Here is a 26,592-nt window from a genome sequence, read left to right on the forward strand (position 1 = left end):
TATATCACTTTAACTTAATCAACGAGTTAGGCATAAATAGGCTCTGTTATTTTTTTGTAGTCAAGATGAAGACTATTGAAGAAGTAAGTAAATGAAAAAATCCTGAAAAGTAAGCATTTCGTTCAGGTTTTATATCAGAAATTAGGATGCCAGATTGCGATGAACAACGATTTTGCCTTTACCATTAAGAGCACGCGTTTCGATGAGAACTACAACCCTTCTCAGAACACGCGTATCACCACTAACTTTGCCAATCTGGCGCGAGGAACTCATCGCCAGGATAACTTGCGCAACGCCTTAATGATGATGGACAACCGTTTCAATTCCCTGGCGCATTGGGATAATCCCAACGGCGATCGCTATGCTGTCGAGCTGGATATCATTTCAGTGGAAATTGATATTGAAGGTAACGGCAAAACCTTCCCGGCGATTGAGATCTTAAAAACCATTATCGTTGATAAAAAAACCCATCAACGCATTGAAGGGATTGTCGGCAATAACTTCTCTTCTTACGTACGAGATTATGATTTCAGCGTCGTGCTGTTGGATCACATGAAGAACCAGCCGGAGCAAAGATTGCCAGAGAGTTTTGGTGAACTGCATGGCAATATTTTTAAATCCTTCGTGAATTCTGAAGTTTATAAACAACATTTCAGCAAAACACCGGTTATTTGCCTGAGTGTTTCCAGCAAAAATGTTTACCGCCAAACTGATTACCAACATCCGGTTTTGGGTATTGAATATCAGCAAGATGAATATTCTTTGACCGATAAATATTTCGCTAAAATGGGCCTGCATGCGCGCTATTTCATGCCTGCTAATAGCGTGGCGCCGTTAGCGTTCTATTTCACTGGTGATTTAACCGCTGATTACAGCGATCTGGAGTTGATTAGTACCATTAGCACCATGGAAACATTCCAGAAAATTTATCGCCCGGAGATCTACAATGCGAATTCAGCGGCGTCAAAATGCTATCAGCCAACCCTGAATCACCAGGATTATTCTTTAACGCGCATTGTTTACGATCGCGAAGAACGCAGCCAATTAGCGGTTGAACAAGGGAAGTTTACGGAAGAGACTTTTATTAAACCTTATCAATCCATTCTTGAGCAATGGTCTGCTAATTACGCGCTTTGATTAACTAAGATTACAAGGTTATTTATCATGAAAAGATTGTTACCCACTTCGACCGCTGGCAGCTTGCCAAAACCTTCTTGGCTGGCACAGCCAGAGACTCTTTGGTCACCGTGGAAATTGCAGGATCAAGCGTTAATTGAAGGCAAACAAGATGCGCTGCGTTTAACCCTGGAAGATCAGCTTCAGGCCGGGATTGATATTGTTAGCGATGGCGAGCAGACGCGCCAACACTTTGTCACCACCTTTATTGAACACTTAAGTGGTGTTGATTTCGAGAAGCGTGAAACCGTGCGCATCCGTAATCGTTACGATGCCAGCGTACCAACCGTGGTTGGCGCAGTATCACGTCAAAAACCAGTGTTCGTTGAAGATGCGAAGTTCCTGCGTCAATTGACCAAGCAACCGATCAAGTGGGCGCTGCCTGGCCCGATGACCATGATAGATACGCTGTATGATGCCCATTATAAAAGCCGTGAAAAACTCGCTTGGGAATTCGCTAAGATTCTTAATGAAGAAGCCAAAGAATTAGAAGCGGCTGGCGTGGATATTATCCAATTCGATGAACCGGCCTTTAACGTGTTTTTCGATGAAGTGAATGATTGGGGCATTGCCGCATTAGAAAGAGCGGTTGAAGGTCTTAAATGCGAAACTGCGGTACATATTTGCTACGGTTATGGCATCAAAGCCAACACCGATTGGAAAAAGACCTTAGGCACTGAATGGCGCCAATACGAAGGTATTTTCCCTAAGCTGCAAAAATCAAAAATCGATATTATTTCGCTGGAATGTCAAAACTCGCGCGTTCCAATGGAATTGATGGAACTGATTCGCGGTAAAAAAGTGATGGTTGGCGCGATTGATGTAGCGACTCACACCATTGAAACCGCAGAAGAAGTGGCGGAGACCTTACGTAAAGCGCTGCAATTTGTTGATGCTGAAAATCTTTATCCATCTACCAACTGCGGTATGACACCGTTACCACGTGGTGTCGCGAGCGGCAAACTGCGCGCATTAAGTGCCGGCGCAGAAATCGTTCGCAACGAACTGTTGGGTAAATAATCCTTCCGCCCGCTTCGTTCCAGAAGCGGGCGTATTTTTCAACGTCTAAAGGCTAACTCTCGTTCGACCAATATCAGTGATGCATTAAATCTTCAACAATTTCCTGCTTAGTTAACTGATACGGGAAGAATGTCGGCCAGTTCTCAAGTTCGGCAAAGAGCGCTTCTTGCGATTCATTTCCGGTGAAGATATGGAAGTGCGATGATTTCTGTGGACTGATAATGTGGTCACTGAATTGCACATATTTAGGTGCGGTGCTTTTCCTTTCACTGCATTCAAAAAGATAGCGAACGCCTCTTTTACCTGAAACGTAATTAAGCACCTTATATCCTTTATAATCATATTTGCAGGCACTCACCGCTCCGTTCACGGTAAATTCCATCGTGCCGTTTTCAATGCCAATATCGGTCATGGTGCTGGCATAACCCTTCAAATAGTAATTCTTGATATCAGCGAATGACTTGGATTTATCCGCTTCAGCCTTCTTATGGAAAACGGGATCCAAGCTGCCATCTTTGGCATAAGGATAGATCGACTGCCATACGCCGTCCCAATCAGAAAGATGACGATCTTTGATATCTCCGTCAGCAAACACGCCATTTGCCGCGCTAATATCTTTCTCACTGAGCGGTACGCCATGTGAATGACCCGCGTGAGCAAACGCTTGTGAACTCAATACCAACCCCAGAAGTACTGCATACTGATTCAATTTCATGATAATTTCTCAACTCACCAAAAGATTACGTTATAACATAACATTTCAGTGTTTGTTACAAATATTTCCGCTTTGGCGATTAATATCATTTCCCATTCTCAGGAGATCGCGGACAACGCATCAACTATGCGGAGTCACAGCCGCAATGAATGAATAACGGTTTTTAACATCACAGAAATGACATGCTAAATTGGTTATTAGAGAGACATTAGGCAAAAGGACATTGATTGATGACGATCCCCGCGTTAATAACCGAACGCCTACAACTTAAACCGCTGATGGCAGAAGATGCGGTTCAAATTCAGCAACTCTATCCGCGCTGGGAAATCGTGCGCTATATGGTCGCCTCAGTGCCCTGGCCCTATCCTGACGACGGTGCCAGTAGTTACGTGAATAACGTGGCACTCCCCGATATGGCAAAAGGAATTGCGTGGTTCTGGACGATAAGACGTCATGAAGCACCTGAAGATATAATGGGTTTAATCTGCCTTTATGACGTTGAAGATAACAACCGTGGATTCTGGTTGGCACCGGAATATCAAAAGCAGGGCTATATGCGCGAGGCCAGTATTGCCGCCACAGATTACTGGTTCAATATCCTGAATAAGCCCGTGTTACGCGCACCGAAAGCAGCACTAAATAACCGATCCCAACGTATTTCATCGAGTAGCGGCATGCGGCTCGTCAGTACAGGTAAGAAAGAGTATGTGAGCGGTTTACTCGATTCCGAACTGTGGGAAATCACCCGCGACGAATGGAATGCTTTTCAGTCGAAATAAAATTTGCCCTAAATAGCCACGTTAACGGGCCATTCAACAGGCTTTTCCCTTACTCCAGTACGCCATAAAGCTGACATTCTCGCTGGCGACATGGCGTTCACCAACCAGATAACGTCGGATATGTTTTACCGAGGAAGATTCAGCGGCAACCCAACCATAGAATTGGTTGCCTTGGTTCTCCGCCCCGCGCCAAAGCAAATCGCCTTCATCGTCGATGTCATCATTCTGTGAATTGAGGGCGTAAGCTGGAATCACTGCCCGGTCTTTTAATGCACTTAGCAAAGCAGCACCATACTCGGCTTTATCACGCGGCAGCCAATGAACCTCCGCAAAACTATACGCACGCCAATCGAGGCGGTCTTCGTCCAGCGGGATTTCCTGAAAAATCTGCATTTTGGGCGGATTAGCCCACTTCGCCATTTGCTCAAGAATTCCTTTCACCGCCGGTAGCGCGGTTTCATCAGCAACGATCAATGCGCGTTCAACGTTTGGATGCGGACGCCATTCATAGCCGCCACTGTCAGCGATGTGCTGTCTATTAGGCGCAACGATTTGCAGCGTGTCGCCGGGCGTGGCATCGATCGCCCAGGCTGAAGCAATACCCTCTCTCCCATGAATCGCAAACTCAACATCCATCAGACATTCGGCAGCCTCAACGCCGCGCAACGTGTAGGTGCGTGGAATTGGCCTGTGCGCCTGCGGCAAGCTTTTAAGCTGTTCCCACCAGGAACGGTTTGACGCCAGCGCAGGCGCCTGGCCACTCAGCGACGGGAACAACAATTTTATCCGCTGATCGGGGCCATCCATCTTCATCATCCCAACGTCTGCACCGGTGAACACACAGCGCATGAACGAAGGAGATAGCCATGTTTTATGCAGCAGCGTGACATTGAACACCCGGTAACCGAGGACGCTAGACATAGTGTTTCCTGGCGCTTAGCGCGCACGTTGAGAGTGAGTGGTGAATCCCAAACCGCAGGTGATCACGAGGAAGATAAGTGACGCGATGCACGCCCCCGCCAGCAAATGGTGCTGCCCCGAAAGCCACGTGATGAAAGGAACCAGCAAGGCACTGAGGCCGTAACCCAGCGTATGGCTGGTGGCGATCAAACCCGCGCCCTTACCGAGTGAAAGCTTTTGATTAAGCAGCAATTGGTAGGCAGGCGTAGCCATCGCCGCACCAAATGATGTCACGGCAATGCCGACATAGAGCGAGAGTAGCTGGCCCGTCACCATCACGCTAAGCCCGACGCTCATCAAGATGGCGGCAACCAGCAGCAGCGGTTTCACGCTTAATCGCTGCGGCCGCACAATCAGGAATTGCGCCAGCAAAGTACTCGCGGCCGCAAGACTCAACAGCCACGCAACATGATGACTAATCGCTGACGGCGTTGAAATAAAACCACTCAGCATCGGAGAAAGGCCGATTTGCATCAAGCTAATGCTGGCAGCGAGTAACGCCGCCAAACAGAGAAACGGCAGCAATCCGCGGTTCATTCGAGCTGATTGATGTGTGATGGCTTGCAGCGGAGGATCATTGTATTGCCCGTAAATCAGCAGCAACCCAACAACTGGCGCGATGGCCATTAACCAGAGTGGCGCGGTGGGATGAATGCTCAGGGTGAGCGCTGCCAGCGGCGGCCCCAACAATCGTCCACAGCTCAAGCCTGAGCTGATGGTTGCCAGTGCTTGCATACGCTGGTCCGTTCCTGCGCGTTGCATCGCCCATGTCTGCGCGGCAGGCACCATTCCCGACACCGTTAAGCCGTAGATCACGCGCGAGATCACCAGTCCGCTCAACCCTAACCCCAAGCCGATGGTTTTTTCTGCCATCAGCCACACCACCAGCCCCATCAGGCAAAAACTGAGCAAATAGCCGATCAGCGAGGTCACAACCACCCACTTACAGCCTTTCTCTTCGGAGACTTTTCCCCACCACGGCGAAGCAGGTAGAAACAGCATCGAACCAAACAGCAGCAGTCCCGCCCAGGTGGACAGTGACAAGCCGGTCATTGCCACCATTTGCGGCAAAACCACCAATAAGCCGTTCTGACCAATCCCCAGCAAACCGGCGCATAACGCCAGTGGCCAATTGGATTTCCTTATCACTTTCCTACTTAACAAATCAGCAAAAGAAGCCATTAATATGTAAAAACACCGTTAAAAACAGGGGAATAATCGACATAACTTGTATGTAAATATTGCAAAATCTGTTGCCAATGTAAATGAAATACTTATCATAACGATAATCATTATCAGTTGCTAAGTGAGATTATCTTATGGATTACCTGCCTCAGCCGTCAGGCGTGGACGTGGCGGCACAGTGTTTTCTCAATGCATTTTTCCGGGAAACACGTGACTGGACATACATTCCAGATGCACAGCAAGGACAGCAAGCCCACATCTATCTGGCGCTATCGACGTCGCATGCGCTGCGTTTGCCACTGCGCTATTTCTCGCCCACTCAGCATCACCAGTATCAGTTTCCCGCCCTGCTGGTCAGCCCAGAATCACCACAAGGTAAACCGATCAGTTTTGAGACGCTGGTGTCACTGATGCTGGACATGCCCGCCATCCGCGCAGAGTTGAGCAGCAACGTCATCGATTTATTCCAGCAACGAGTGTGTGAAAGCCATGCCAATACCTGGCAGGCGATCAATTTGCGCCATCGCTGGTCAGCGTTGCGACACAAGGCACTCTCCTTTGCCGATGCGGAACAGGCGCTGCTGGTCGGGCACGCTTTCCACCCAGCGCCAAAATCGCATGAACCTTTTGATGAAGCAGAAGCTCGCCGCTATCTGCCTGACTTTGGTTCGGACTTCCCGCTGCATTGGTTCTCTGTTGATTGTCAGTACGTGGCCGGCGAGAGTTTGGGATTGTCACTACGCGCCCGTTTGCAGCGTTTTGCCGCGCAGAGTGCGCCTGAACTGTTGAGTCACTTTACCGACACGCGCTGGCTGGTGCCGATGCATCCGTGGCAAGCGCGTCATCTGCTATCGCAGGCATGGTGTCAAAAGCTGATATCCAACGGCGCGTTAGTCGATCTGGGTGAATCTGGTCATGCCTGGCTACCAACCAGTTCGTCACGCTCGCTCTATTCGCCCATCAGCAACGACATGATCAAATTTTCCCTTAGCGTGCGCCTGACTAATTCGGTACGCACCTTGTCGGTGAAAGAGGTGAAACGTGGCATGCGTCTGGCGCGTTTAGCCGAGACGCCGCAATGGCAGGCGTTGCAAATGCAGCATCCCACCATGCGCGTGATGCAGGAGGATGGCTGGGCTGGATTACGTTCGGTTGATGGCAGCGTTCAGGAAGAGAGCCTGATGGCGTTCCGCGTGAACTTGCTATTCGACACGCCACAAACCCAGACCAACGTGCTGGTGAGCTTGACGCAAGCCGCTCCGGATGGTGGAGACAGCTTGCTCGCTGCGGCAGTAAGAAGGCTCAGTTCTCGACTCGGATTGTCGTTAGCGCAGGCGGCGCAGTGCTGGCTCAATGCTTACTGCGATCACGTCTTGTTGCCGCTGTTCAGCACAGAAGCCGATTACGGTTTGGTGCTGTTGGCGCATCAACAAAACATCCTGGTAGAGATGCAGCAGGATTTACCGGTTGGATTGCTATATCGCGACTGCCAGGGCAGCGGCTTCACTGCAAACGCCCGCGAGTGGATCAGCCAAATCGGCGAAGCCGATGCAGAAAATACCTTCAGTCGCGAACAGGTGCTGCGCTACTTCCCCTATTACTTGCTGGTTAACTCCACGCTTGCCGTCACCGCCGCACTCGGTGCGGCTGGCTTTGCATCGGAAGAACATCTGATGTCGATGGTGCGCGACAAGCTGGCTGAGTTACGCCAACGCGTTCGCAACACCGATTGCCTTGATTACGTCCTCGACAGCAAACACTGGAACTGCAAAGGCAACTTCCATTGCTACCTGCACGATCACAACGAAAACACCATCGCCGATCCGGCCGTGATCTACTTCGATTTCCACAATCCGTTTTACCGGGAGAAAGCGTGATGCCACAGGCAAATATTGTTCACGGCCTCAATGGCTTCCAATGCACGCTTACCGGCCAGGCGCTGCCGTTGCAGCTGGGGCTGGATAGCAGCGCGGCATTGCAGTTTGTCGCCGATATTCCCGATGGCTGGCTGGTGGAAGCGATCGATCAGTTACTGATTGCCGCGCCGCAGCTTAGCGGTATTCAGCTTCCGTGGGATCAGTGGCGCGATGAGCCGCAAGCGCAAGCGCTGTTCGCTGCTGTCAACAGCGACTATGTTGCGCGGGAAACCTTCTGGCAGTTGCCGCTGTGGCTGCGCGCAGAGCGGTCAATTTCCAGTGGAAAAATGCAGTTCGATGCGGCGCGCCAGCTCTACTATCCAGTCCGTCCAGTCAGACCCGATGGTGAGGTCTATCGGCGTTACGATGCGCAGATCAAACGCACGCTGAGTTTCCGCGTTGCTGATGTGGCAAAGGATGCCGAGCGCTTTACCCGCTGGATGAACTCACCGCGCGTTAACGCTTTCTGGGAAATGGCCGGCCCGCAGGCCGATCAAGAAAATTATCTGCGCAAGCAGCTCGACTCCGCCTACTGTTATCCGCTGATCGGCTGCTTTGACGATCAACCGTTTGGCTATTTTGAGATTTACTGGGCCGCCGAAGATCGTATTGGCCGCCATTACCGCTGGCAGCCATTTGATCGCGGTCTGCATATGCTGGTTGGCGAAGAAGCCTGGCGTGGCGCGCACTTTATCCGTAGCTGGCTGCGCGGGCTCACACATTACCTGTATCTCGATGAACCGCGCACCCAACGTGTGGTAGCGGAACCGCGCTACGACAATCAGCGTCTGTTCCGCCATCTGCCGGTTGCAGGTTTTGACACCCTTAAAGAGTTCGATTTTCCGCACAAGCGTTCCCGCTTGGTGATGAGTGAACGCCACCGTTTCTTTACGGAGGTGGGCTTGTGATGTGGCAACGTGTGAATCGCGAGATGATCGCCAAAATTCTCGCCGAACTTGAGTATGAGCAAGCGCTCGATGCCGTCGAAAAATCAGAAGGTCGCTGGGAAATCCCTGTAAATTCAGTGTGTTGGGAATTTACCGCTAGTCGCAGCATTTGGGGCTGGCTGCACATTGATCCGGCTTCATTGAATGGCGGTCCGCTGGAAGCCGACACGCTGTTGCGCCAGCTGGCTCAGGTTTTACAGATGAACGATGCGCAAACCGCCGAGCATCTGGAAGATCTCTACGCCACACTGCGCGGCGATATTCAGTTACTGGAAGCGCGTCAGTCGCTGTGCGCCAACGACCTGATTGATCTTGATGCTGATGAACTGCAATGCCTGCTCAGCGGGCATCCCAAATTCATCTTCAATAAAGGCCGCCGTGGATGGGGATTGGATGCGCTGCACGCCTACGCGCCAGAGTATCGAAATCGCTTTCGTCTGCACTGGATTGCGGTGCGACGCGACAAGCTTGTCTGGAGCCATGAAGAAGACTGCGATATCGCGGCATTGCTCGCCAGTGCCCTGGATAAAGCCGAATTGGCGCGCTTCCACCAGCGCTGGCAGTCATTAAATCTGGATGACAACTGGCTAGCCTTGCCGGTTCATCCGTGGCAGTGGCAGCAAAAAATTGCCCTGCATTTCCTGCCTTATCTGGCGCGCGGCGAGTTGATTGAACTGGGCGAATTTGGTGACAGCTATTTGGCCCAGCAGTCGCTGCGTACGCTGACCAATGCCAGCCGCCCTGCACGCTTTGATATCAAACTGCCGCTGACAATTTATAACACCTCGTGTTATCGCGGCATTCCCGGCAAATACATCGCTGCCGGGCCGCAAGCCTCTGCGTGGTTAAAGCAGCAGTTCGCGCAAGACCCAACTTTGCGAGCCACTGGCGCGCAGATTCTGGCGGAACCCGCCGCCGGCTATTTGGCTCATGAAGGTTACGCCGCCTTGCCGCAGGCGCCTTATCGCTATCAGGAGATGTTGGGAGTCATCTGGCGCGAAAATCCTTCCGTCTATCTCCAGCCGGGTGAGCAAGCGGTGCTGATGGCCGCGCTGATGGAAACCGATAACGCAGGTCGTCCGCTGATTGATGCGTGGATTAAGCGGTCGGGGCTGGATGCGAAAAGCTGGCTGAGCCAGATGTTTTCCGTGGTGGTGATTCCGTTCTATCACCTGATGTGCCGTTACGGCGTGGCGCTGATTGCGCACGGGCAGAACGTGACGTTGGTGATGAAAGACCATGTTCCTCAGCGCATCCTGCTGAAAGATTTTCAGGGCGATATGCGCCTCGTCGATCACGATTTCCCGGAGTTGACTTCCCTGCCCGCTGCCGTTAAGGATGTCACCGCGCGCCTCAGCGCCGACTATCTGATCCACGATTTGCAAACCGGCCATTTTGTCACCGTGCTGCGCTTTATCTCGCGTCACACCATTAGCGCGGGCATCAGTGAACGGCGTTTCTATCAACTGCTTGCCAATGTGCTCCAGCAATACATGGCAAAACATCCGGCAATGGCCGATCGCTTTGCGCTGTTCGATCTGTTCAAGCCGCAGATCATCCGCGTCATCCTCAATCCGGTAAAACTGACGTTCTCCGAACATGACGGCGGTAGCCGTATGTTGCCGAACTACCTTACCAATCTTGCTAACCCACTCTATCTGGTCACCCAGGAGTCCGCAGAATGAAGACGTATGATTTCATTGGCATCGGCATTGGGCCGTTCAACCTCAGCGTAGCCGCGCTCGCTGAAGGGCTGGAAGGATTTAGTTCACTGTTTCTTGAGCGGAAACCTCATTTTGCCTGGCATCCAGGCATGATGGTGCCGGACTGCGCGATGCAAACCAGTTTTCTCAAAGATCTGGTGAGCGCGGTCGAACCCACCAATCGCTACAGCTTTGTTAACTATCTGGTGCAGCGGAAGAAATTCTATCGTTTTCTGACTACCGAGCAGCGCACCGTTTCGCGCGAGGAGTTCTCAGATTATCTCGCTTGGGTGGCCGCTCGCCTAAGCAATCTGGCGTTCAATCAGCCGGTTACGCGCGTCAGTTTTGATGATGCTACGCAGCTGTTCACTGTTGAAACCGCCAAAGAGCGTTTCCAGGCGCGCCATGTGTGCCTCGGCATCGGTAAACAAGCCAATCTGCCCGATTGTGTGACTGAACAGAGCGATTGCTGCTTCCACGCCAGTGAAATGATGCTGCGCAAACCGGATTTGGCCGGCAAGCGCGTCACTGTGGTTGGTGGCGGTCAGAGCGGAGCCGATTTGTTCCTCAATATCTTCCGTGGCGAATGGGGCCAGCCTGCGGCCCTGAACTGGGTTTCACGCCGCAATAACTACAACGCGCTGGATGAAGCCGCCTTCGCCAACGAGTACTTCACGCCGGAATATCTCGAAAGCTTCTCGACCTTAGGGGCAAGTGCGCGCCAGCAGATGCTCAGCGAGCAGAAGATGACCTCCGATGGCATCACCACCGAGTCGTTACTCGCCATCTACCGTGCGATGTATCACCGTTTTGAAGTGCTGCGCGAACAGCCTTGGGCGCATCTGATGCCTTCTCGTTCGGTGACACGTATTCAGCAGCAAGCGGATGCGCAGCAGTTGACGTTGCGCCATCGACTTGATCACGGTGAAGAACAACTGGCAACCGACGTGGTGATTTTCGCCACCGGCTACCAGCCCACGCGTCCTGCGTTCCTGGCGCCCATCGCCCATCGCCTGCAACTGGATCGTGATGAGAATTTCCATATCAACACCGATTTCACCCTGAACTGGGATGGATCGGCGACCAACAGCCTGTTCGCCGTCAATGCCGGGATGCAAAGCCTCGGTATTGCCGAACCCCAACTCAGCCTGATGGCCTGGCGTGCTGCGCGCATCCTTAACCGCGCGCACCCAGATGAGCCTTTCGAGCTGGCTACTACCCCTGGCGTAATCCAATGGCGCACACAGCAGCCAGAAACGCACGTTCAGGATCATCCACAACCCGTTAATTCTGTTCAGTATTGAACACGTCATCGGAAAAAAATAACAAATGAAACAGCCGTATCTCTGGGTATTAAAACCTTGTTTGCTTGCAATGATCTCTTCTGGCGCCTGGGCCGAAGAAGCAAAGGACGATCAAATGGTGGTCTCCGCCAGTCGCGCACATCGCAGCGTGGCGGAAATGGCGCAAACCACCTGGATTATCGAACAGGCTGAAATTGAGCAACAGGTGCAAGGCGGGAAGGAATTGAAGGAAGTGCTGGCGCAGCTGATTCCAGGCATGGATGTCAGCAGCCAGGGCCGCACCAACTATGGCATGAACATGCGTGGCCGTTCGATGATGGTGATGGTTGATGGCGTGCGCCTCAACTCTTCGCGCAGCGACAGTCGCCAATTGGATTCCATCGATCCGTTCAACATTGCGCATATTGAGGTGATTTCTGGTGCGACGTCACTGTACGGCGGCGGCAGCACCGGCGGCCTGATCAACATCGTGACGAAAAAAGGCCAGGCTGATAAGCAAGTCGAGCTGCAAACCGGCATGAAAAGCGGCTTCAACAGTCACAACGATCATGATGAAAACGTCGCTGCGGCGGTGAGCGGCGGCAACGATAATGCCTCTGGACGCTTGTCAGTGGCCTATCAGCGTTACGGCGGCTGGTATGACGGCAAAGGCGATGAAGTGATCATCGATAACACCCAAACCGGATTGCAATATTCCGATCGTCTGGATGTGATGGGCACCGGCACGATTAACATCGATGACAATCAGCAGCTGCAACTGACCACGCAGTATTTTAAGAGCGAATCAGACGGCAAGCATGGCTTGTATCTGGGGCAGAATTTCTCCGCCGTGACTGGCGCGGGCAATGCCTATAACTCCGGCAATCTCAATTCGGATCGCTTGCCTGGCACCGAACGTCATCTGATTAACCTGCAATATTCCAATACCGATTTTCTCGGCCAGGATTTGGTGGCGCAGATTTACTATCGTGATGAAAATCTGACCTTCTATCCTTTCCCGACGCTGAGCGGCGGTCGCGTGACCAGTATTGGTGCCTCGCAGCAGAAAACCGATTTTTATGGCGGCAAGCTCACTCTCAACAGCAAGCCAGTTGACGCTTTGACGCTGACTTACGGCGTTGACGCTGAGCATGAAACCTTTGATGCCAACCAACAGTTCTTTGACCTGAATACCGCAGCACAAAGCGGCGGGATGACGTTGGATAATGCCTACAATGTCGGCCGCTATCCGGGTTACAGCATCACCAATCTCGCGCCTTTCCTGCAATCCAGCTATGACTTTGATGCCATCACGCTGAGCGGTGGCGTGCGTTATCAATACACCAAAAATAAAGTGGACGATTTTGTTGGCTACGCCCAGCAACAAGCCATTGCCACCGGCCGAGCAACCTCAGCCGATGCGGTGCCTGGCGGTTCGACCGATTACAATAATCTGCTGTTCAACGCCGGTATTTTGGGACGCATCACTGAACGCCAACAGGTTTGGTTTAACTTCTCGCAGGGCTTTGAAATCCCCGACCTGGCAAAATATTACGGTTCGGGCACCTATCAGTTAGCCAACGGGCATTACAACCTCACCAACAGCGTGAACGTTAATGACTCGAAACTGGAAGGCATTAAAGTTGATGCCTATGAGCTGGGCTGGCGTTATACCGGGGATAACCTGCGTACGCAGTTGGCGGCCTATTATTCGCTGTCGGATAAAACTATCAGCATCAATAAAACCGACATGACCATCAATCTGGAAGATGATAAGCGCCGGATTTATGGTGTCGAAGGACAGGTCGATTACTTCTTTACCGACAGCGAATGGAGCACCGGTTCGAATTTCAACGTGATCAAATCAGAAACGCGCACCGATGGAAAATGGGAAAAGCTGACCATCGACACCGCCAGCCCTTCCAAAGTCAGCGCCTGGCTGAACTGGGCACCTGGCGACTGGAATCTGCGCGTGCAGAGCACCCAAACCTTTGATGTATCCGATGCCGATGGTAAGAAAATTAATGGTTACAACACCGTTGATTTACTCGGCAGCTACAGTTTACCGGTCGGCAAACTCAGCTTCAGCGTAGAGAATCTGCTGGATAAGGATTACACCACGGTGTGGGGACAACGCGCGCCGGGCCTTTACAGCCCAACTTACGGCGATGCTGGGCTTTACACCTATAAAGGACGCGGCCGCACCTTTGGCCTGAACTATTCAGTAGTGTTCTGATGTAAATAACGGGCATGACGGCTGAATTGGCTGGCCGTCATACCCGCTTCAAACAAAACGCAGTTTAACGTACCAGCGCCGCCGAACGGTCGCGGGAATTTTTCACCAGCAGCCAGATCGCTGAAATCAGGAAATACAGCACACCGAAAGCCGCATAAGGCGCAACCGTCGTCACATCCAACATCATTGCGCTGCTGGCCTGCTTGAACATAAACACGCCAGCTAGAGTTGATTGCGCCCCACTGAGAATCATCGCCCACTGACCGCTTGAGGTTTTCCAGCGACGAACCGACGCTGACAGTTGCAGCACGCCGGAAAAAATCGCCCACAGTCCAAACACTTTGATCGTGGCATTCATGCTGATGGTTAGCGCGCCAGCGATGGCGATTGCAACGATGACACTGACGATAAAGTTAAACTTCTGCGGCGGATTTTTGCTCAAACCACCACTGCGGCGTGCATCAATCACGTTAGCCAGCGCATCCCATGCCGGATAAATCACCAGCAAAACCGCGCCAATCATCGGATGGTGTTTACCCAACACCACGGCGAGCACAATCCATAGGATCGAGACGCCAGCGCGCAGGAAGTAGTAAGTCTGAAGCCACTGATTTGAGGATGAATTGGGTGTATCGATTTCGCTGTTCATGGTTCGCCGTCCGTTAAAATTGAATGATGAATTGGAGAAGTCGGTTTGGTTTGCAAGCCTGTGGTTATTATATCTACCTACTAGTAGATAGATTGTCAATCGCTTGCTAAACTACTTTGGTGAACGGCTTTGAGGAAGAGTGGAAAACGGACGAGAGAAAGCGCAATGGGAGGCAATCTTGACAGCCAACCTTCCAACGAGTAGGTTCGGTTTAACTGATTGATTTAAAAATTATTCATAAGGCATCACATGGTCGCTGAACGCTCCGCAAAATCTGTAGAAATAATTAACCACACCAGACAATTGCTCACCGCTGGAGGCTACAAAAGTTTCAGCTATGCCGACTTGGCCGAGCGGGTAAATATCCGCAAAGCCAGCATCCATCATTATTTTCCTGGCAAGGCCGATTTGGTTCTCACGGTGGTGCAGGATTATCGCGCCGAAGCGCGTGCAGGCATGGCGGCAACCAGCCAGCATTTTAACGACGATGCATTAGGTGAGTTGCAAGGTTATATAAACTATTGGGCAACCTGCATCAGAGATAATACCTCCCCTTTCTGCATTTGCGTGATGCTGGCGGTGGAATTACCCACTTTGCCAGAAGAGATCGCCGCTGAAGTTAGCGGGCATTTTAACGATCTGACGCAATGGTTAACATCGGTGCTCGATAAAGGTGTAAAGCGTGGGGTATTCGCGTTAGAAGATAATATCGACCATGAAGCAAGAACAATAATGGCAACAGTGCATGGTGCGATGATCACGGCCCGCGCACTCAATCAGCCAGAGATGTTTGTGAAAATTACGCAGGCAATGCTCAACAAGCTGATTAATAAATCGTAGTCTCCCCTTTCATCAGTAATAAAAAGCCGGTTTTCCGGCTTTTTATTTATTGCAGCGAGATTCTTTCATTAAGAGAACAATCACTTTATCCACCAGTAATGGCGCGATGTGATTAATTTCGACGTCGTTATGTAATTGGGCCGCAATTTTCAAAGCAAACTCGCGAATAATCCGGCATTCCGTATCATCAATAGCAGCCGACGTCGCCACATCAAGGCAAGCAGCAGGTTTGCCAGTGGGGAAATTAATGATATTCACTCTGCCTCCTGGTGAGATGACTGATAAGTCAATCTACTAGTTGGTAGACGAAAGATCAGCCAGGCATTTGCGGAAGTGGCAGAGTGGGTATTCATTCACAATGTAGGGTCGCCATTTATGGTGACCGAAACACGCTTAACTGACGAAAACTAAACCCCATACGTGCGCTCAGCCATTTCCTTGCTTGAGCCGTTCATGCTGCTCCAGTTCATAATCAATAAACGCATCGATCATGCTGCGATAAATCTTCTCAATGATCACTTCCGGAAGTCCCGCTTCGGCAGCTTTTACGCGCACTTTATTGATGACCTGCTGTACACGATCCGGCGCACGCACCGCAGAATGGTCGGTTTTAAATGCTGCCGCCGCTTTCACACATTCAGCGCGTTGCGCGATGATCTTGACCAATTCGCTATCAATTTGGTCGATACGATTTCTTACGTCTTCAATAGTGGCAAATGTCATTATTTGAACTTATGAACTAGTACATGGGTTCGGAAGGATACAATAAATTCGACACAGATCCAGCCCCTTAACGTTAAAAACGCGCAAATCTCGAAATCCGCGCAGGAACGCGTAAAATACCGCGACTTCCCTCTTTAACAGGCACCATCAGCAATGGCTCTGATCCCTAAAAACTACTCGCGGCTGGAAAGTGGTTACCGTGAGAAAGCATTAAAAATCTATCCGTGGGTATGCGGTCGCTGTTCACGCGAGTTTGTGTATTCAAATCTGCGTGAATTAACCGTTCACCATATCGATCATGATCACACCAACAACCCAGAAGATGGCAGCAATTGGGAGCTTTTGTGCCTCTATTGTCATGACCACGAACATTCGAAGTACACGGAAGCCGATCAATACGGCACATCAGTGATAGCTGGAGAAGACGCGCAGAAAGATGTCGGTGAAGCCACCTACAATCCGTTTGCTGATTTGAAGGCGATGTTGAATAAGAAGAAGTAACGCTATTCCGAAAGCAGGGCTGCCCAGCAGCCCCGAAAAATTACAACTTCAGTTGGCTACCTAGAATTACATCGGCTTCCTGCAAGCTTACATCCAGTCCGGCAGACGGCGTGAAGGTCAGTTCACCGAAAATAACTTCACCGTTTAACAGATAAAAATCAGCGCGTACGAATTTAAAATCAGACGCCAATTTAATCGCGTAATCCCTCATTTTGTGAAAACCGTCAGGCATCGGTGGATATTGGTTTTTATCAATCAGCTCTACGGTATCTTCAAAAGGAAGTGGATTCCAATCCATATCAAAATAATAGAATTTGGGTGTGCCGTTTTCTCGCCCAACGCAGACCATTACCGCGTAAGGCTTGCCATTGAAACAGTAAAATTTATAGTCGTCTGGAAAGCCACCACGATCATTTTCGATAAACTTCTCACATAAAATCTTTCTTTCGATCTTTTTATACTGGGGCTCGATAAAATGCGCAGAGAAATCCTGTTTCATCCACTCATCCAATTGAAGATTGGTTTTTGCAATATTCATGGCGGCCTTGTCATTACAGATGATGTTATAACCTGCCCCGTGATTACATTTTAGCGCAAACTTCTCAGGTAATGATTTATAGTCAATGCTTTGAGCATTATCATAAACACCATACAATTGATTAAGGATTTCACCACACCCTTTGGATTCGACGTACTCTCTGACCTTGAACTTATCCGCACACAGAGTGTAGATATCATCGCTGAATTCATTGAACTTCAACCATTGAATCTTTTCATTGAATCGGGTGGGATTGGTTAAGTTGAGCTTCTTCTTAAACTTAATAAAATAGTGCGCCTTGGCACAAAACTCAGGGTAATGGTGGGCACTTAATTTTAACGCTGATTTGACTGTGTGTTTTATCATTCTCATTTGAATTATCTCGATTTGAAAATGTTAAGGTGCATTTTGATAATTGTTCTATCTCTAAAGAAATAATTAAGCAGCGTGCAAGACAAAATTTCGACAATCAAAAAACAATACGCAGCACCAATAATCCCGTAGCGATTAATCATTAGCCAGGATAAAGGTATGGTGAGTAAGCAACATAAAATCATTTTTTTTGCCAGGTAACTGTAACCTGACTCTTTGATCATATATCTATAACAAATCGTCCCTAAGGAAGAGAACATGGTGCCAATGATGATAATGGGGATGATATTGATGGACTCCATGTAATCATCGCCATAAAGCAAATGCACAATGAAATTGCCGAACAGATAAAATCCCCCTAAAGCCAGCAGAGAAAGCAGGATCACCAGTCGGTTGATTTTAATCAGTAAACGATCAACAGCCAGTTGGTTCTTCTCACTGTAAACCTTTGAGAAAAAACTGGTTATTAATGCCAATACTATGAATGACCACGCGCCGCCTATCGTTAAGGCTACACTGTAGATGCCTAAATTCGAGTAAGAGAGCACTTTCGCCAGGAAGATACTGGATATCTGGGTATATATATCCGCGGATATACTGGATAAAATTAATGCGCCTCCCGTATATAACATATGCCGATGATAGATGCCGCCGCCTTTGCTGCTCTCTTTGGTAATGGTTGTATATTTGAAATAAATCAGCCGCATGATATACGGAATCAGCGGTATGATAATGATTGGAATGGTGAAGTAATAAATTGGCAGTTTGAAATGGGCAATCAAGAATCGAACCAGTAACGCGACAGACAAGCCAATCACATTGGTAATGGTGTTAATCTTTGATTTCAACTGCGTGTTATTGTAGATAGAAAAGAAATCCATCACGATATAATAGGTGGCGATGCAATTCGCCAAACCAAAAAGAAAAACAATCAAATCGGTATACAAATAGAGATAAAGCAGTACCGCACTTGATGACAGAACAAAGAAAAGCCGTCGTTGATTCTGCGTATGCATTGCCAGCGCGATACCTGAGCGGGTGTTTTCACTCATGCGTTTAAAAATAATATTCTGGCCACCAAACCATGACAATGTTTGCACGAAAATAAAAAGTGATGTGGAGATGTTTATCTTGCCGAAATTATCCGGACCAATGTATTTCGCCATCAGTGAATTAATATAAATCAGCCCAATAATATTGACTGACTTTTCTAGCATGATCCATATTGCGTTAGAGTACATTTTAAGTCTCACATATAGATTGCTTTACAAATCCAATATTTCATTGCGACCGCACATTTAATTTGGGTGCTAGTGTGACCACTTGGATAAAAACAGGAAAGAGAATTTTAAATTAATCAGATTAGTGACAAGGCTTTGCCGAAAATGGAGCCATTTATTTACTGGTGTTTATTCGATTGATGCGCGAAGTAAAAGGAAGGAAGATGTTAATTCTCTAATAAATGGTGGCATCAACGCCAATATAGGTACTTTTGCAAAGAAATGAAAAAGTACCTGCAATATCATTCGCACGCTAATAGAATTCGGCGGCTAAACTGAGATCAAGATCATATAGTCAAAATAGTAATATTCTCTGCCACAAAAGCGTTATAGAAATCTTTATTGAGCTTTTCCTCAACCACCAAAATATCTATTGCTTCACAGTTGGCAACAGCGAAACGGGCAATGCCGGGGATCTTCTCTGCCGTCAGACCGACAACGGTTTGGCTGCTTTGCGCAATGGCAGCTTTCTTGAACTCGCAATCATCGAAATTAAACCCGGTGAGTCCCGCTTCAGGGCTCATCGCACATCCACCAATGAACGCCTGATCAAAGCGAATGTTTTTCAGTTGCTCAATGGCCGTATTTCCTACACAGCCGCCGGTATCTTTTTGCATGCGACCGCCCAGCATAATCACTTCTACATGCGGATATTTCAGCAGTGCTGCGGCAATATCTGGCGCATTGGTGACAGCAGTAATCGTGAGCGATTCTGGTAAAGCCTGCGCCATGGCCAGATTTGTACTGCCTGCATCAATAAAGATACAGCTCTGATTTTTAATCAGGCTGGCACACTTCTGCGCGATCATGTCTTTTGTTGAGAGATTTTGCTCTTTTCGCGTGGCAAATGTGCCGGCATCCGGCAGTTGCAGCACTGCCCCGCCATACACCTTTTTGCATATCCCCTCTTTGCTGAGTTCGTGCAGATCGCGGCGCACCGTATGCTCTGAAACCTCCATTTGTTGGGCCAGTTCTACACAAACCACACGGCCTTGTTCACGTAAAATTTGTCGAATCAGATCTTGTCGCTGATCGGGGAAAGCTGCATAATCGAGCACGAATACTCCTTAAATCATCACAATCGAGCTTAAGTGAGCATGGTCGCGTAAGGTGCAGAACTTGTCAATCACTGCTGAGTTTCAACCACCGCGCGGCCGATTTTCCAAAACGAGGAACATCATGGTCCAGATACGCCACAGAATCTCATCCAGCCGGGCAACACGGCTGGCCTTCTTCATCGCCGGATTTGTCACTGCAACCTGGGCAGTCATCGTCCCCTTCGCCCGCAGTAATACCGGCGTCAATGATGCAACACTGGGCATGTTGTTGCTGTGTCTGGGCGTGGGTGCGCTGATTGCGATGCCCGTAACCGGCGTATTAACCAGCCGCTTCGGTTGCCGCCGCGTCATTATCGCCGCCATCTCACTAGTCATCATCAGCACGCCTTTTCTGGCGGTCATTGCCGATCCGCTCCTGCTTGGCCTGACATTACTGCTGTTTGGTATTGGCGTTGGGGTAACGGATTGCGCGATGAATATTCAGGCCATCCTGGTTGAAAAAGCGTCTTCGGTGCCGCTGATGTCTGGCTTTCATGGCATGTACAGCTTCGGCGGGATTGCTGGCGCGGGTTTGATGACGCTGTTGTTAGCTGCGGGCCTCAGCGTTTTCAGCGCGACAATGCTGATTACATTGATCGTTTTTGCCTTAACCGTATTGAGCTTTCCTGGCCTGCTGACCTACGCCAATCCGCAAGAAGGCCCGGCGTTCGCGATGCCACGCGGTATCGTCCTGTTGCTTGGGATTGTTTGCTTTTTGGTGTTCCTTACCGAAGGAACGGTATTGGACTGGAGCGCCGTTTATCTGACGCAGGTGAGAGAGATGCCAGAAACGCTGGGTGGCCTTGGTTACACCTGCTTCGCCATCGCCATGACTGCCGCGCGACTCACCGGCGACCGCATAGTTGAAAATCTTGGCCGCTTGACCGTGGTGGTTGCCGGTGCGTTAACCGCTGCTGTCGGGCTGGCGTTGGTGACCTTCATTCCTGCCTGGCATCTTTCGCTGATTGGCTACGTTCTGATTGGTGTCGGCTGCGCGAATATTGTGCCGGTGATGTTCTCCGCCGTCGGCCAGCAAAGCGTTATGCCGCAAGCCGTTGCGGTTCCCGCTATGACCACCATGGGTTATCTCGGCGTATTAAGCGGCCCGGCACTGATTGGCTTCATCGCGCATCTCAGTTCATTAGCAATTTCTTTCTCACTCATCATGGCGCTGATGTTGTTCGTCGGCGCCATCGCATTCACTTTGAATCTGGGTCAAACCCATTCAGCGAGGAATAACGCATGAAAATTGCCCATGTCGCGTTGTGGACGACAAATCTTGCAGCGCAAAAAGCCTTCTGGTGTGAGTATTTTGGCGGCCAAGCCAATGACTTATACATCAGCAAAAACCGCCCCGGCTTTCAGTCTTATTTCGTCAGCTTAGCCGAAGGCCCGACCATTGAATTGATGAGTCTGGAAGGCATCGAAACCGGACCGATCGGCAAGGAATTGACCGGCTGGGCGCATCTTGCCATTTCGTTAGGCAGCAGAAAGCAGGTTGATGAGATGGTCGATAAAGCCACTGCGCAAAATATTTTGGTTAGCCCAGCGCGCGTGACCGACGATGGCTTCTATGAAGCGATCATTCGCGATCCTGACGGTAATTTGATTGAGATTGTGGGCTAAATGAAATTCGGTCGCCAACAATGGCGCCCCTATGGAATGTGTAAAATTGAAAACCAAAATTTTACTGATTATCTAAATTCCCGGGCTGCGCGAAAGTCCGCTTAGTGCAAGGAGCAGACTTTGAAAACATCACTGTTTTAATAAGAAGATAATGATTCATAACATGTGGATTTCATTGACTGCTTTCCATCAACTCAAGCGTCTGACCATCGGGGCTTTGTAAATATATTACTCTGGTTCCCTGCATGGGCCCAGCCAGGATTGTCTGAGGTTTACCGGGCGTCTTCCAGCCGTAGTCCGATACTTTGCCCAAGAGCGTATCAAGATCCTCAACCATAAAAGCAAGGTGAGCGTAGCCTGGGATGTAAGGTGCTGAGGGCTCTTCTGGCTGTTCAATGTTATCGTATTGCAGTAATTCAATTTTAATACCAGCCAGTTCAAGCAAAGCCATTCGTACATCAGCTCCCCTTGCACCTGTTACCTCATCGATTATAGGTCCAGACATTTTTCCTTCACGCAATAATTTACCTTCAAGAATCTGAGTCCAGAAGAATAATGACTCTTCAATGTTTTTAACTGAAAAACCAACGTGATTAACACTTAAGATCATGCGATTACCTGCCGATTTTTAAATTTCATCATTCAACTATATAAAAATCCTGCTTTATTTCTACACGATAAATGCGCGAACATTTTACAAGCCTGCATCTTTTATCGGTAAATTGCGAATGACCGCTTTTCGCTCTAAGCCAACATTCAATACTTCTTCTTTCAAGTGCTATTTGCAATGAATGTTTACTATTGCACAGCCATTGCCAGGCGAATCCCAACTGCAGTAAAAGCCAGCGCTACGCCCCAACGAATGCCGGTCATCAACCGGTGATTTCCCAATACACGATGACTAACAGACGAAGCAAAAATGCCATACAAAGAAAATACAACAACCGTCATAGCCGCGAAAATAGCAGAAAGAATTAACATACTCTGCGTGGGGTGTTCATCCCTTGTGGCGATAAACTGCGGAAGGAATGCCAGGAAAAATAGCGAAAGCTTGGGATTAAGAAGATTGGCAACCACAGCCTGAATTATCAGAGCACGATGAGATAATTCCAACCCGGGGCAATCCGTGGGTAAAAGTGTTTTATCTCGCAGCGTTTGCCACGCCATAAACAGCAAGTAAGCCACACCGATATATTTCACAATGGAAAATAGTAATGGGCTGGTATTTAGCAAGGCGGACATACCAGTAATTGCAGCAAGCATATGAGGAATCACCCCGAGGGTACATCCAGCAGCGGCAATTACTGCACTGCGTTTTCCCTGCTTCAGGCCGGCAGAAAGCGTAATGATGGCGCCAGTACCGGGTGATATAACGATCAGCAGAGATGTAATCAGAAAATCATTATAAAGAATCAAAATGTTACCCCTTATCGGAAGCTAAAAATAACCGCTTCAGTATTTGATTAAGAGGTTTTCTCTGTCTTGAATAAAATTGCAGATACAGTGACAGCTAGATTCCTGAAATTTGTTTCGCATAGAGGCCCGGCGTATAGCCATAACTTCGAACAAACATCCGAGTCATGTGGCTTTGATCGGAAAATCCACTCGCGATGGCTGCATCAACAAGGTTCGTGCCACCCCTGATAAGCTTTCGGACAAGGGAAAGGCGTCGTTGCAAAAGATAGGCGTGCGGCGTCATTCCACTATAACGAGCAAATGCGCGCAAAAACGCAAACTGCCCGAGTCCGGCAATCGCCGCCAACTCAGAAAGGGATGTGTCACTACCCGGCGCATCATCTATTCTTTCCCTGGCAAGCAAAACGCCTTTAAAGGGCATTTTCATCTGAGGTCTTGGCATGTGAGCCAATGCTTTAGTCATGACTAACATCGCTTCATCCGCAGCCAACCTTTCTGCATCACCATTACTACTGTTAATAGCTTCATATAATTGGTTAAAAATTCCTGCCATGCAGGCATTTGTCGATACGGGCAGAGCAAATTCGCCGCTGGCAAATTTGCCATCGGAAATATCGCTAAAGCAGCGATTGATAATCTCAGTATCGAAATAAAGCATCCGCCAGGCTCGCGGACCCTCAAGAGGAGTTCCATCGTGAACTTCCCCCGGATTTACAGTAATGATGTCACCTGCTTTCGCCTCGACATGCCCACGCCCACTTAAGGATTTTTGCCCGCCGCTGTCCATTAAACCAATGCCGAACTGTTCGTGAGTATGCCGCCCAAAAGATATATTGCTGTTGGCGTTTACCGCCTCAATACCAGCGATAGTAATTGGGAGAAGCTGAATAGTATGTTGGCGCACGATGTCAGCGTTTTTCCTGTCGCAATTGGTCATTTTGCTCGAGTTCATAATCGATTAACGCACCGCTCTTCGTCCGATAAACCTTCTCGATAATCATTACGGGAAGTCTTGTTTCAGTTGCCTGTTAACCTGTCTTATCGATTACTTGTTGGATGCGGCTAAAAGCATGCATGGCTGAATGCCATGCTGCGTACTTACATACGCGCCGGGTTTGCTAATTAAAAGCGTGTCACCAATGAGCTACAGACAACTGCGTTTGCTAAAAAGTTTCTCACTCAGCCCGGGATGGTTGGTATCGCAGCCAGTTCAGTATAGATTGGTAAGCCTAGCTGTTGGGCGATGCGCACGTCGTTATCTGCACCGTTCGACGCACCTGGCGTGCGTAATATAGCGTCGCAGCAATGAATAAGCCGATGCGCTACCGGATACAAAAATGATTCGCTGATTTCATCGCCAATTTTCTGTGATCCGGCAGCACTGGCGAGGGGTAACGCCAGCCATTCGCCAATCACTGGTGTGTGTCCCTTCTGGTATACTTGCAGCGCCATCTCATCCAACTTCTTCATATTAATATGAATTAATGCTTCATCACCGTTGGTGCCGCTGCGCACCGGACCTGCAATCAGAATCAACATTTAGTTTCTCCTAAAATTTCACGTTTAAAGCGAGGTGTTGCAGCAACATGATGGTTTTCGCGTCCATGATTTCGCCGCTGCGAATCGCGGCCAGAGCACGTGTCAACGGCCACTCCAGCACTTCGATCTCTTCACCCTCTTCCACTAATCCACCGCCCGCAGTGAGGCGGTCGCCATCGCGATATTCAGCGATAAAGAAATAGAGTTTTTCCGTCACCGAACCCGGACTCATATAGGCTTCCAGCACCTTTTCGATGCTGCTGACCTTGAAGCCCGTTTCCTCTTCAGCTTCAGCAATAATGCGTTCTTCCGGCAAAGCATTATCCAGCAGACCCGCAGCGGCTTCGATGAGCAAACCATCGTGACCGTTGAGGTAAATCGGAAAACGAAATTGCCGAGTCAGCACCACGGTTTGTCGCACGCGGTTGTAGAGCAAAATCACCGCGCCGTTGCCGCGGTCGTATGCTTCGCGGCTCTGTTCTTGCCATGTGCCGTCTTTGCGTTGCCACTCAAAAGTGTATTTTTTCAACGTGTACCAATTGTCAGATAACAACTGCTCACGAATATTGCGGATCTTCTGTTGCATACTTTACCCTCAACCTGGTGACAAAATCGACATTAACATGCATAATCGTGCAAACTCAAGAATAAAAACGAACGAGGTTTGAATGCTATCCAGTCAACGTAAACAACAAATACTGGTGCTTTTAGCGCAGGAAAAGCAGGTGATGTCGCGTGAGTTGAGCCTGCATTTTGGCGTATCCGAAGACTCAATCCGCCGCGATCTGCGTGAATTAGCAGCGGAAGGTTTACTGCAACGTGTGCACGGTGGCGCGTTGCCCGTTTCTGCAGCAATTGCTCCCTTTGAAACACGCAAAAACGTGCAAATTGATTCAAAGCGCATCATCGCGCAAAAAGCGGTGCAGCTGATACAAAAGGGCCAGGTGGTGATTATTGATGGCGGTACCACCACCGCGGAAATGGTGAAATTGCTGCCACAGAATTTGGCATTTACCGTGGTGACGCACAGCCCGAGCATCGCGGTGGCGTTGGTGAATTTTCCTTTAGTGGAAGTGATCATGATTGGCGGCGTGTTGTATCGCCATTCAGTCGTGGCAGTAGGTACGGCAGTGCTGGAAGCCGTCGCACACATCAATGCCGACCTGTTCTTTATGGGCGTGACCGGCGTGCATCAAACCGCCGGTTTAACCACCGGCAATTACGAGGAAGCTGGTGTGAAACGTGCACTCGCCGCACGCGCGGCGGAAACCGTGGTGATGGTGTCGCAAGAGAAAATGAACTCCGCATCGGCGTTTGCCATCGGCGAATTATCGCTGGCGAGCACGTTGATTGTGGACGGTGAACCCGACGCTGAGATGTGCCAGGTCCTGGCGGAAAAGCACATTTCGTTGCTGTAATCCGCCACAAACCGCCATGCAGGAAAAGATTTCCATTTTTCGCTATCTTTACTGCGTAATAAATCAGCCAATCCGCGACTTGGTATTACGTGGCGTGTGGTTGATATACATCTCGTCATGCCATAAACAGGAATACTTTTTTGCCTAAACGTCAGGAGCCGAACCTACACCGCACTGCATTTGTTGCAGATACCACTGCGCTAATTCTTTTTTTCACTGCAACGGGCATTATCAATGAAAGATGGATTGCTGAAATGGCGTGGGATCAGGTGCTAAATGCGCGTTTAATTGGTGTTGTTCTGATGGTGCCAGTAGCGCGTCCTTACGGATTGTGGCGCGATTGGGTGATGCAACACGCGGGATCGAGTCGGGTTTCAAAGCTGCTGTGGGACAGTGTTGCTTTGGTAAGTTTTCAAGTCCCTATCTATGCGGCCATCATTGCTTTCAGCGGTGCAACGGGCAGTGGATTGTTACGTGGCACACTCGGTGCCGCATTAATGATGCTGCTTCTGGGCCGGCCCTATGGCGCTTTTCTTAATTGGGTACGAAAGATGTTTGGTTTGCCTCCAGGAGGTAAGCGGCCGATGTCATTGGGGAGTTAAAGTGAATGACTGCTACGTGCCAGGAGCGGAAGTTGGATGCTGAGCGATGAGAACAGTGATGCTCGAATCAA

The 26,592-nt window shown here is 49.4% G+C and carries 28 protein-coding genes; 14 read left to right on the top strand and 14 right to left on the bottom strand.

Annotation, left to right across the window (positions count from 1 at the left end; translation table 11 throughout):
* The first annotated feature begins 159 nt into the window (after window positions 1–159).
* On the top strand, window positions 160–1,137 hold the full coding sequence (locus ABDW13_RS01070; protein WP_343550521.1) for a DUF1852 domain-containing protein: 978 nt from the start codon (window positions 160–162) through the stop codon (window positions 1,135–1,137).
* Between the two features lie 27 nt (window positions 1,138–1,164).
* Window positions 1,165–2,196 carry a methionine synthase gene (locus ABDW13_RS01075; RefSeq protein ID WP_343550522.1) on the top strand — a complete coding sequence of 344 codons (1,032 nt, stop codon included), beginning with the start codon at window positions 1,165–1,167 and terminating at the stop codon, window positions 2,194–2,196.
* A 73-nt stretch (window positions 2,197–2,269) separates the two neighbouring features.
* On the opposite strand, the gene zinT is transcribed toward ABDW13_RS01075, so the two are convergent.
* A complete protein-coding gene (gene zinT / locus ABDW13_RS01080) occupies window positions 2,270–2,917 on the bottom strand; it encodes a metal-binding protein ZinT (RefSeq protein WP_343550656.1) in 648 nt (215 codons plus the stop codon).
* A 224-nt stretch (window positions 2,918–3,141) separates the two neighbouring features.
* Here zinT and ABDW13_RS01085 point away from each other — a divergent pair, with 224 nt between their 5' ends.
* Entirely contained in the window at window positions 3,142–3,690 is a 549-nt protein-coding gene (locus ABDW13_RS01085; protein ID WP_343550523.1) for a GNAT family N-acetyltransferase, read from the top strand.
* A 33-nt stretch (window positions 3,691–3,723) separates the two neighbouring features.
* Here the strand turns inward: ABDW13_RS01085 and ABDW13_RS01090 are convergent, their stop codons facing one another.
* Window positions 3,724–4,611, bottom strand: coding sequence for a siderophore-interacting protein (locus ABDW13_RS01090; protein ID WP_343550524.1), 888 nt, complete (start codon window positions 4,609–4,611; stop codon window positions 3,724–3,726).
* Window positions 4,612–4,626: 15 nt separating this feature from the next.
* On the bottom strand, window positions 4,627–5,799 hold the full coding sequence (locus tag ABDW13_RS01095) for an MFS transporter (protein ID WP_343550525.1): 1,173 nt from the start codon (window positions 5,797–5,799) through the stop codon (window positions 4,627–4,629).
* A 170-nt stretch (window positions 5,800–5,969) separates the two neighbouring features.
* On the opposite strand from ABDW13_RS01095, the gene ABDW13_RS01100 reads away from it, so the two are divergent.
* Genes ABDW13_RS01100 through ABDW13_RS01120 form a run of 5 tightly spaced genes read left to right on the top strand, consistent with a single transcriptional unit; the run spans window position 5,970 to window position 13,920 of the window.
* The gene (locus ABDW13_RS01100; RefSeq protein WP_343550526.1) at window positions 5,970–7,712 is read left to right on the top strand and encodes an IucA/IucC family protein; all 1,743 of its coding nucleotides are present in this window, start codon (window positions 5,970–5,972) and stop codon (window positions 7,710–7,712) included.
* Entirely contained in the window at window positions 7,712–8,659 is a 948-nt protein-coding gene (locus tag ABDW13_RS01105) for a GNAT family N-acetyltransferase (RefSeq protein ID WP_343550527.1), read from the top strand. The genes ABDW13_RS01100 and ABDW13_RS01105 overlap by 1 nt, the downstream gene beginning before the upstream one ends.
* Entirely contained in the window at window positions 8,659–10,383 is a 1,725-nt protein-coding gene (iucC, locus tag ABDW13_RS01110) for an aerobactin synthase IucC (RefSeq protein WP_343550657.1), read from the top strand. The genes ABDW13_RS01105 and iucC overlap by 1 nt, the downstream gene beginning before the upstream one ends.
* A complete protein-coding gene (locus tag ABDW13_RS01115) occupies window positions 10,380–11,705 on the top strand; it encodes a SidA/IucD/PvdA family monooxygenase (RefSeq protein WP_343550528.1) in 1,326 nt (441 codons plus the stop codon). The genes iucC and ABDW13_RS01115 overlap by 4 nt, the downstream gene beginning before the upstream one ends.
* A 25-nt stretch (window positions 11,706–11,730) precedes the next feature.
* The gene (locus ABDW13_RS01120) at window positions 11,731–13,920 is read left to right on the top strand and encodes a TonB-dependent siderophore receptor (RefSeq protein WP_343550529.1); all 2,190 of its coding nucleotides are present in this window, start codon (window positions 11,731–11,733) and stop codon (window positions 13,918–13,920) included.
* A 64-nt stretch (window positions 13,921–13,984) separates the two neighbouring features.
* Here the strand turns inward: ABDW13_RS01120 and ABDW13_RS01125 are convergent, their stop codons facing one another.
* The gene (locus tag ABDW13_RS01125) at window positions 13,985–14,569 is read right to left on the bottom strand and encodes a DUF308 domain-containing protein (RefSeq protein WP_343550530.1); all 585 of its coding nucleotides are present in this window, start codon (window positions 14,567–14,569) and stop codon (window positions 13,985–13,987) included.
* A gap of 249 nt (window positions 14,570–14,818) precedes the next feature.
* Here ABDW13_RS01125 and ABDW13_RS01130 point away from each other — a divergent pair, with 249 nt between their 5' ends.
* Complete coding sequence (locus tag ABDW13_RS01130; RefSeq protein WP_343550531.1) at window positions 14,819–15,409, top strand: TetR/AcrR family transcriptional regulator; 591 nt, start codon at window positions 14,819–14,821, stop codon at window positions 15,407–15,409.
* A 42-nt stretch (window positions 15,410–15,451) separates the two neighbouring features.
* Here the strand turns inward: ABDW13_RS01130 and ABDW13_RS01135 are convergent, their stop codons facing one another.
* Window positions 15,452–15,667, bottom strand: a complete 216-nt coding sequence (locus tag ABDW13_RS01135) for a hypothetical protein (RefSeq protein ID WP_343550532.1) — start codon at window positions 15,665–15,667, stop codon at window positions 15,452–15,454.
* A gap of 168 nt (window positions 15,668–15,835) precedes the next feature.
* Window positions 15,836–16,132, bottom strand: a complete 297-nt coding sequence (locus ABDW13_RS01140; protein ID WP_343550533.1) for a chorismate mutase — start codon at window positions 16,130–16,132, stop codon at window positions 15,836–15,838.
* 153 nt (window positions 16,133–16,285) lie between these two features.
* On the opposite strand from ABDW13_RS01140, the gene yajD reads away from it, so the two are divergent.
* Window positions 16,286–16,633 (top strand): HNH nuclease YajD, encoded by a 348-nt coding sequence (yajD, locus tag ABDW13_RS01145; protein ID WP_343550534.1) that lies wholly within the window; start codon window positions 16,286–16,288, stop codon window positions 16,631–16,633.
* A 40-nt stretch (window positions 16,634–16,673) separates the two neighbouring features.
* Here the strand turns inward: yajD and ABDW13_RS01150 are convergent, their stop codons facing one another.
* The 3 genes from ABDW13_RS01150 to ABDW13_RS01160 form a co-directional block, all read right to left on the bottom strand.
* Entirely contained in the window at window positions 16,674–17,543 is an 870-nt protein-coding gene (locus tag ABDW13_RS01150) for an ATP-grasp fold amidoligase family protein (protein ID WP_343550535.1), read from the bottom strand.
* Between the two features lie 5 nt (window positions 17,544–17,548).
* Complete coding sequence (locus ABDW13_RS01155) at window positions 17,549–18,784, bottom strand: polysaccharide biosynthesis C-terminal domain-containing protein (protein ID WP_343550536.1); 1,236 nt, start codon at window positions 18,782–18,784, stop codon at window positions 17,549–17,551.
* A 326-nt stretch (window positions 18,785–19,110) separates the two neighbouring features.
* The gene (locus ABDW13_RS01160) at window positions 19,111–19,881 is read right to left on the bottom strand and encodes a DeoR/GlpR family DNA-binding transcription regulator (RefSeq protein WP_343550538.1); all 771 of its coding nucleotides are present in this window, start codon (window positions 19,879–19,881) and stop codon (window positions 19,111–19,113) included.
* A 121-nt stretch (window positions 19,882–20,002) separates the two neighbouring features.
* On the opposite strand from ABDW13_RS01160, the gene ABDW13_RS01165 reads away from it, so the two are divergent.
* Together ABDW13_RS01165 and ABDW13_RS01170 are read left to right on the top strand one after the other, a co-directional pair.
* Entirely contained in the window at window positions 20,003–21,166 is a 1,164-nt protein-coding gene (locus ABDW13_RS01165) for an MFS transporter (RefSeq protein ID WP_343550539.1), read from the top strand.
* Window positions 21,163–21,546: a VOC family protein gene (locus tag ABDW13_RS01170; protein WP_343550541.1), complete on the top strand. Its 384-nt coding sequence runs from the start codon at window positions 21,163–21,165 to the stop codon at window positions 21,544–21,546. The genes ABDW13_RS01165 and ABDW13_RS01170 overlap by 4 nt, the downstream gene beginning before the upstream one ends.
* Window positions 21,547–21,718: 172 nt before the next feature.
* Here ABDW13_RS01170 and ABDW13_RS01175 read toward each other — a convergent pair whose 3' ends face one another.
* The 5 genes from ABDW13_RS01175 to ABDW13_RS01195 all read right to left on the bottom strand — a co-directional run bounded on the left by ABDW13_RS01175 (window position 21,719) and on the right by ABDW13_RS01195 (window position 25,087).
* Window positions 21,719–22,156: a VOC family protein gene (locus tag ABDW13_RS01175; protein ID WP_343550542.1), complete on the bottom strand. Its 438-nt coding sequence runs from the start codon at window positions 22,154–22,156 to the stop codon at window positions 21,719–21,721.
* A 188-nt stretch (window positions 22,157–22,344) separates the two neighbouring features.
* Complete coding sequence (locus ABDW13_RS01180; RefSeq protein WP_343550658.1) at window positions 22,345–22,959, bottom strand: LysE family translocator; 615 nt, start codon at window positions 22,957–22,959, stop codon at window positions 22,345–22,347.
* Between the two features lie 97 nt (window positions 22,960–23,056).
* Window positions 23,057–23,914 carry an AraC family transcriptional regulator gene (locus tag ABDW13_RS01185; RefSeq protein ID WP_343550543.1) on the bottom strand — a complete coding sequence of 286 codons (858 nt, stop codon included), beginning with the start codon at window positions 23,912–23,914 and terminating at the stop codon, window positions 23,057–23,059.
* A gap of 227 nt (window positions 23,915–24,141) precedes the next feature.
* Window positions 24,142–24,501 carry an NUDIX hydrolase gene (locus tag ABDW13_RS01190; RefSeq protein ID WP_343550545.1) on the bottom strand — a complete coding sequence of 120 codons (360 nt, stop codon included), beginning with the start codon at window positions 24,499–24,501 and terminating at the stop codon, window positions 24,142–24,144.
* A gap of 10 nt (window positions 24,502–24,511) precedes the next feature.
* Window positions 24,512–25,087 carry an NUDIX domain-containing protein gene (locus ABDW13_RS01195; RefSeq protein WP_343550546.1) on the bottom strand — a complete coding sequence of 192 codons (576 nt, stop codon included), beginning with the start codon at window positions 25,085–25,087 and terminating at the stop codon, window positions 24,512–24,514.
* 82 nt (window positions 25,088–25,169) lie between these two features.
* Here ABDW13_RS01195 and ABDW13_RS01200 point away from each other — a divergent pair, with 82 nt between their 5' ends.
* On the top strand, window positions 25,170–25,919 hold the full coding sequence (locus ABDW13_RS01200) for a DeoR/GlpR family DNA-binding transcription regulator (RefSeq protein WP_343550548.1): 750 nt from the start codon (window positions 25,170–25,172) through the stop codon (window positions 25,917–25,919).
* Window positions 25,920–26,059: 140 nt separating this feature from the next.
* Window positions 26,060–26,521, top strand: a complete 462-nt coding sequence (gene alaE, locus ABDW13_RS01205; protein ID WP_343550549.1) for an L-alanine exporter AlaE — start codon at window positions 26,060–26,062, stop codon at window positions 26,519–26,521.
* Window positions 26,522–26,592 lie beyond the last annotated feature (71 nt).

Origin of the sequence: Pantoea sp. (assembly GCF_039594315.1) — a bacterium.
In the GTDB taxonomy this organism is placed as follows: Bacteria; Pseudomonadota; Gammaproteobacteria; order Enterobacterales; family Enterobacteriaceae; genus Pantoea.

Excerpts from the sequence above, each read along its gene's own strand:
- ABDW13_RS01070 (WP_343550521.1), top strand. The coding sequence starts at position 160 with ATGAACAACGATTTTGCCTTTACCATTAAGAGCACGCGTTTCGATGAG.
- ABDW13_RS01075 (WP_343550522.1), top strand. The coding sequence starts at position 1,165 with ATGAAAAGATTGTTACCCACTTCGACCGCTGGCAGCTTGCCAAAACCT.
- ABDW13_RS01085 (WP_343550523.1), top strand. The coding sequence starts at position 3,142 with ATGACGATCCCCGCGTTAATAACCGAACGCCTACAACTTAAACCGCTG.
- ABDW13_RS01090 (WP_343550524.1), bottom strand. The coding sequence starts at position 4,611 with ATGTCTAGCGTCCTCGGTTACCGGGTGTTCAATGTCACGCTGCTGCAT.
- ABDW13_RS01100 (WP_343550526.1), top strand. The coding sequence starts at position 5,970 with ATGGATTACCTGCCTCAGCCGTCAGGCGTGGACGTGGCGGCACAGTGT.
- ABDW13_RS01105 (WP_343550527.1), top strand. The coding sequence starts at position 7,712 with ATGCCACAGGCAAATATTGTTCACGGCCTCAATGGCTTCCAATGCACG.
- iucC (WP_343550657.1), top strand. The coding sequence starts at position 8,659 with ATGTGGCAACGTGTGAATCGCGAGATGATCGCCAAAATTCTCGCCGAA.
- ABDW13_RS01115 (WP_343550528.1), top strand. The coding sequence starts at position 10,380 with ATGAAGACGTATGATTTCATTGGCATCGGCATTGGGCCGTTCAACCTC.
- ABDW13_RS01120 (WP_343550529.1), top strand. The coding sequence starts at position 11,731 with ATGAAACAGCCGTATCTCTGGGTATTAAAACCTTGTTTGCTTGCAATG.
- ABDW13_RS01125 (WP_343550530.1), bottom strand. The coding sequence starts at position 14,569 with ATGAACAGCGAAATCGATACACCCAATTCATCCTCAAATCAGTGGCTT.
- ABDW13_RS01130 (WP_343550531.1), top strand. The coding sequence starts at position 14,819 with ATGGTCGCTGAACGCTCCGCAAAATCTGTAGAAATAATTAACCACACC.
- ABDW13_RS01140 (WP_343550533.1), bottom strand. The coding sequence starts at position 16,132 with ATGACATTTGCCACTATTGAAGACGTAAGAAATCGTATCGACCAAATT.
- yajD (WP_343550534.1), top strand. The coding sequence starts at position 16,286 with ATGGCTCTGATCCCTAAAAACTACTCGCGGCTGGAAAGTGGTTACCGT.
- ABDW13_RS01150 (WP_343550535.1), bottom strand. The coding sequence starts at position 17,543 with ATGAGAATGATAAAACACACAGTCAAATCAGCGTTAAAATTAAGTGCC.
- ABDW13_RS01155 (WP_343550536.1), bottom strand. The coding sequence starts at position 18,784 with ATGTACTCTAACGCAATATGGATCATGCTAGAAAAGTCAGTCAATATT.
- ABDW13_RS01165 (WP_343550539.1), top strand. The coding sequence starts at position 20,003 with ATGGTCCAGATACGCCACAGAATCTCATCCAGCCGGGCAACACGGCTG.
- ABDW13_RS01170 (WP_343550541.1), top strand. The coding sequence starts at position 21,163 with ATGAAAATTGCCCATGTCGCGTTGTGGACGACAAATCTTGCAGCGCAA.
- ABDW13_RS01175 (WP_343550542.1), bottom strand. The coding sequence starts at position 22,156 with ATGATCTTAAGTGTTAATCACGTTGGTTTTTCAGTTAAAAACATTGAA.
- ABDW13_RS01185 (WP_343550543.1), bottom strand. The coding sequence starts at position 23,914 with ATGAACTCGAGCAAAATGACCAATTGCGACAGGAAAAACGCTGACATC.
- ABDW13_RS01190 (WP_343550545.1), bottom strand. The coding sequence starts at position 24,501 with ATGTTGATTCTGATTGCAGGTCCGGTGCGCAGCGGCACCAACGGTGAT.
- ABDW13_RS01195 (WP_343550546.1), bottom strand. The coding sequence starts at position 25,087 with ATGCAACAGAAGATCCGCAATATTCGTGAGCAGTTGTTATCTGACAAT.
- ABDW13_RS01200 (WP_343550548.1), top strand. The coding sequence starts at position 25,170 with ATGCTATCCAGTCAACGTAAACAACAAATACTGGTGCTTTTAGCGCAG.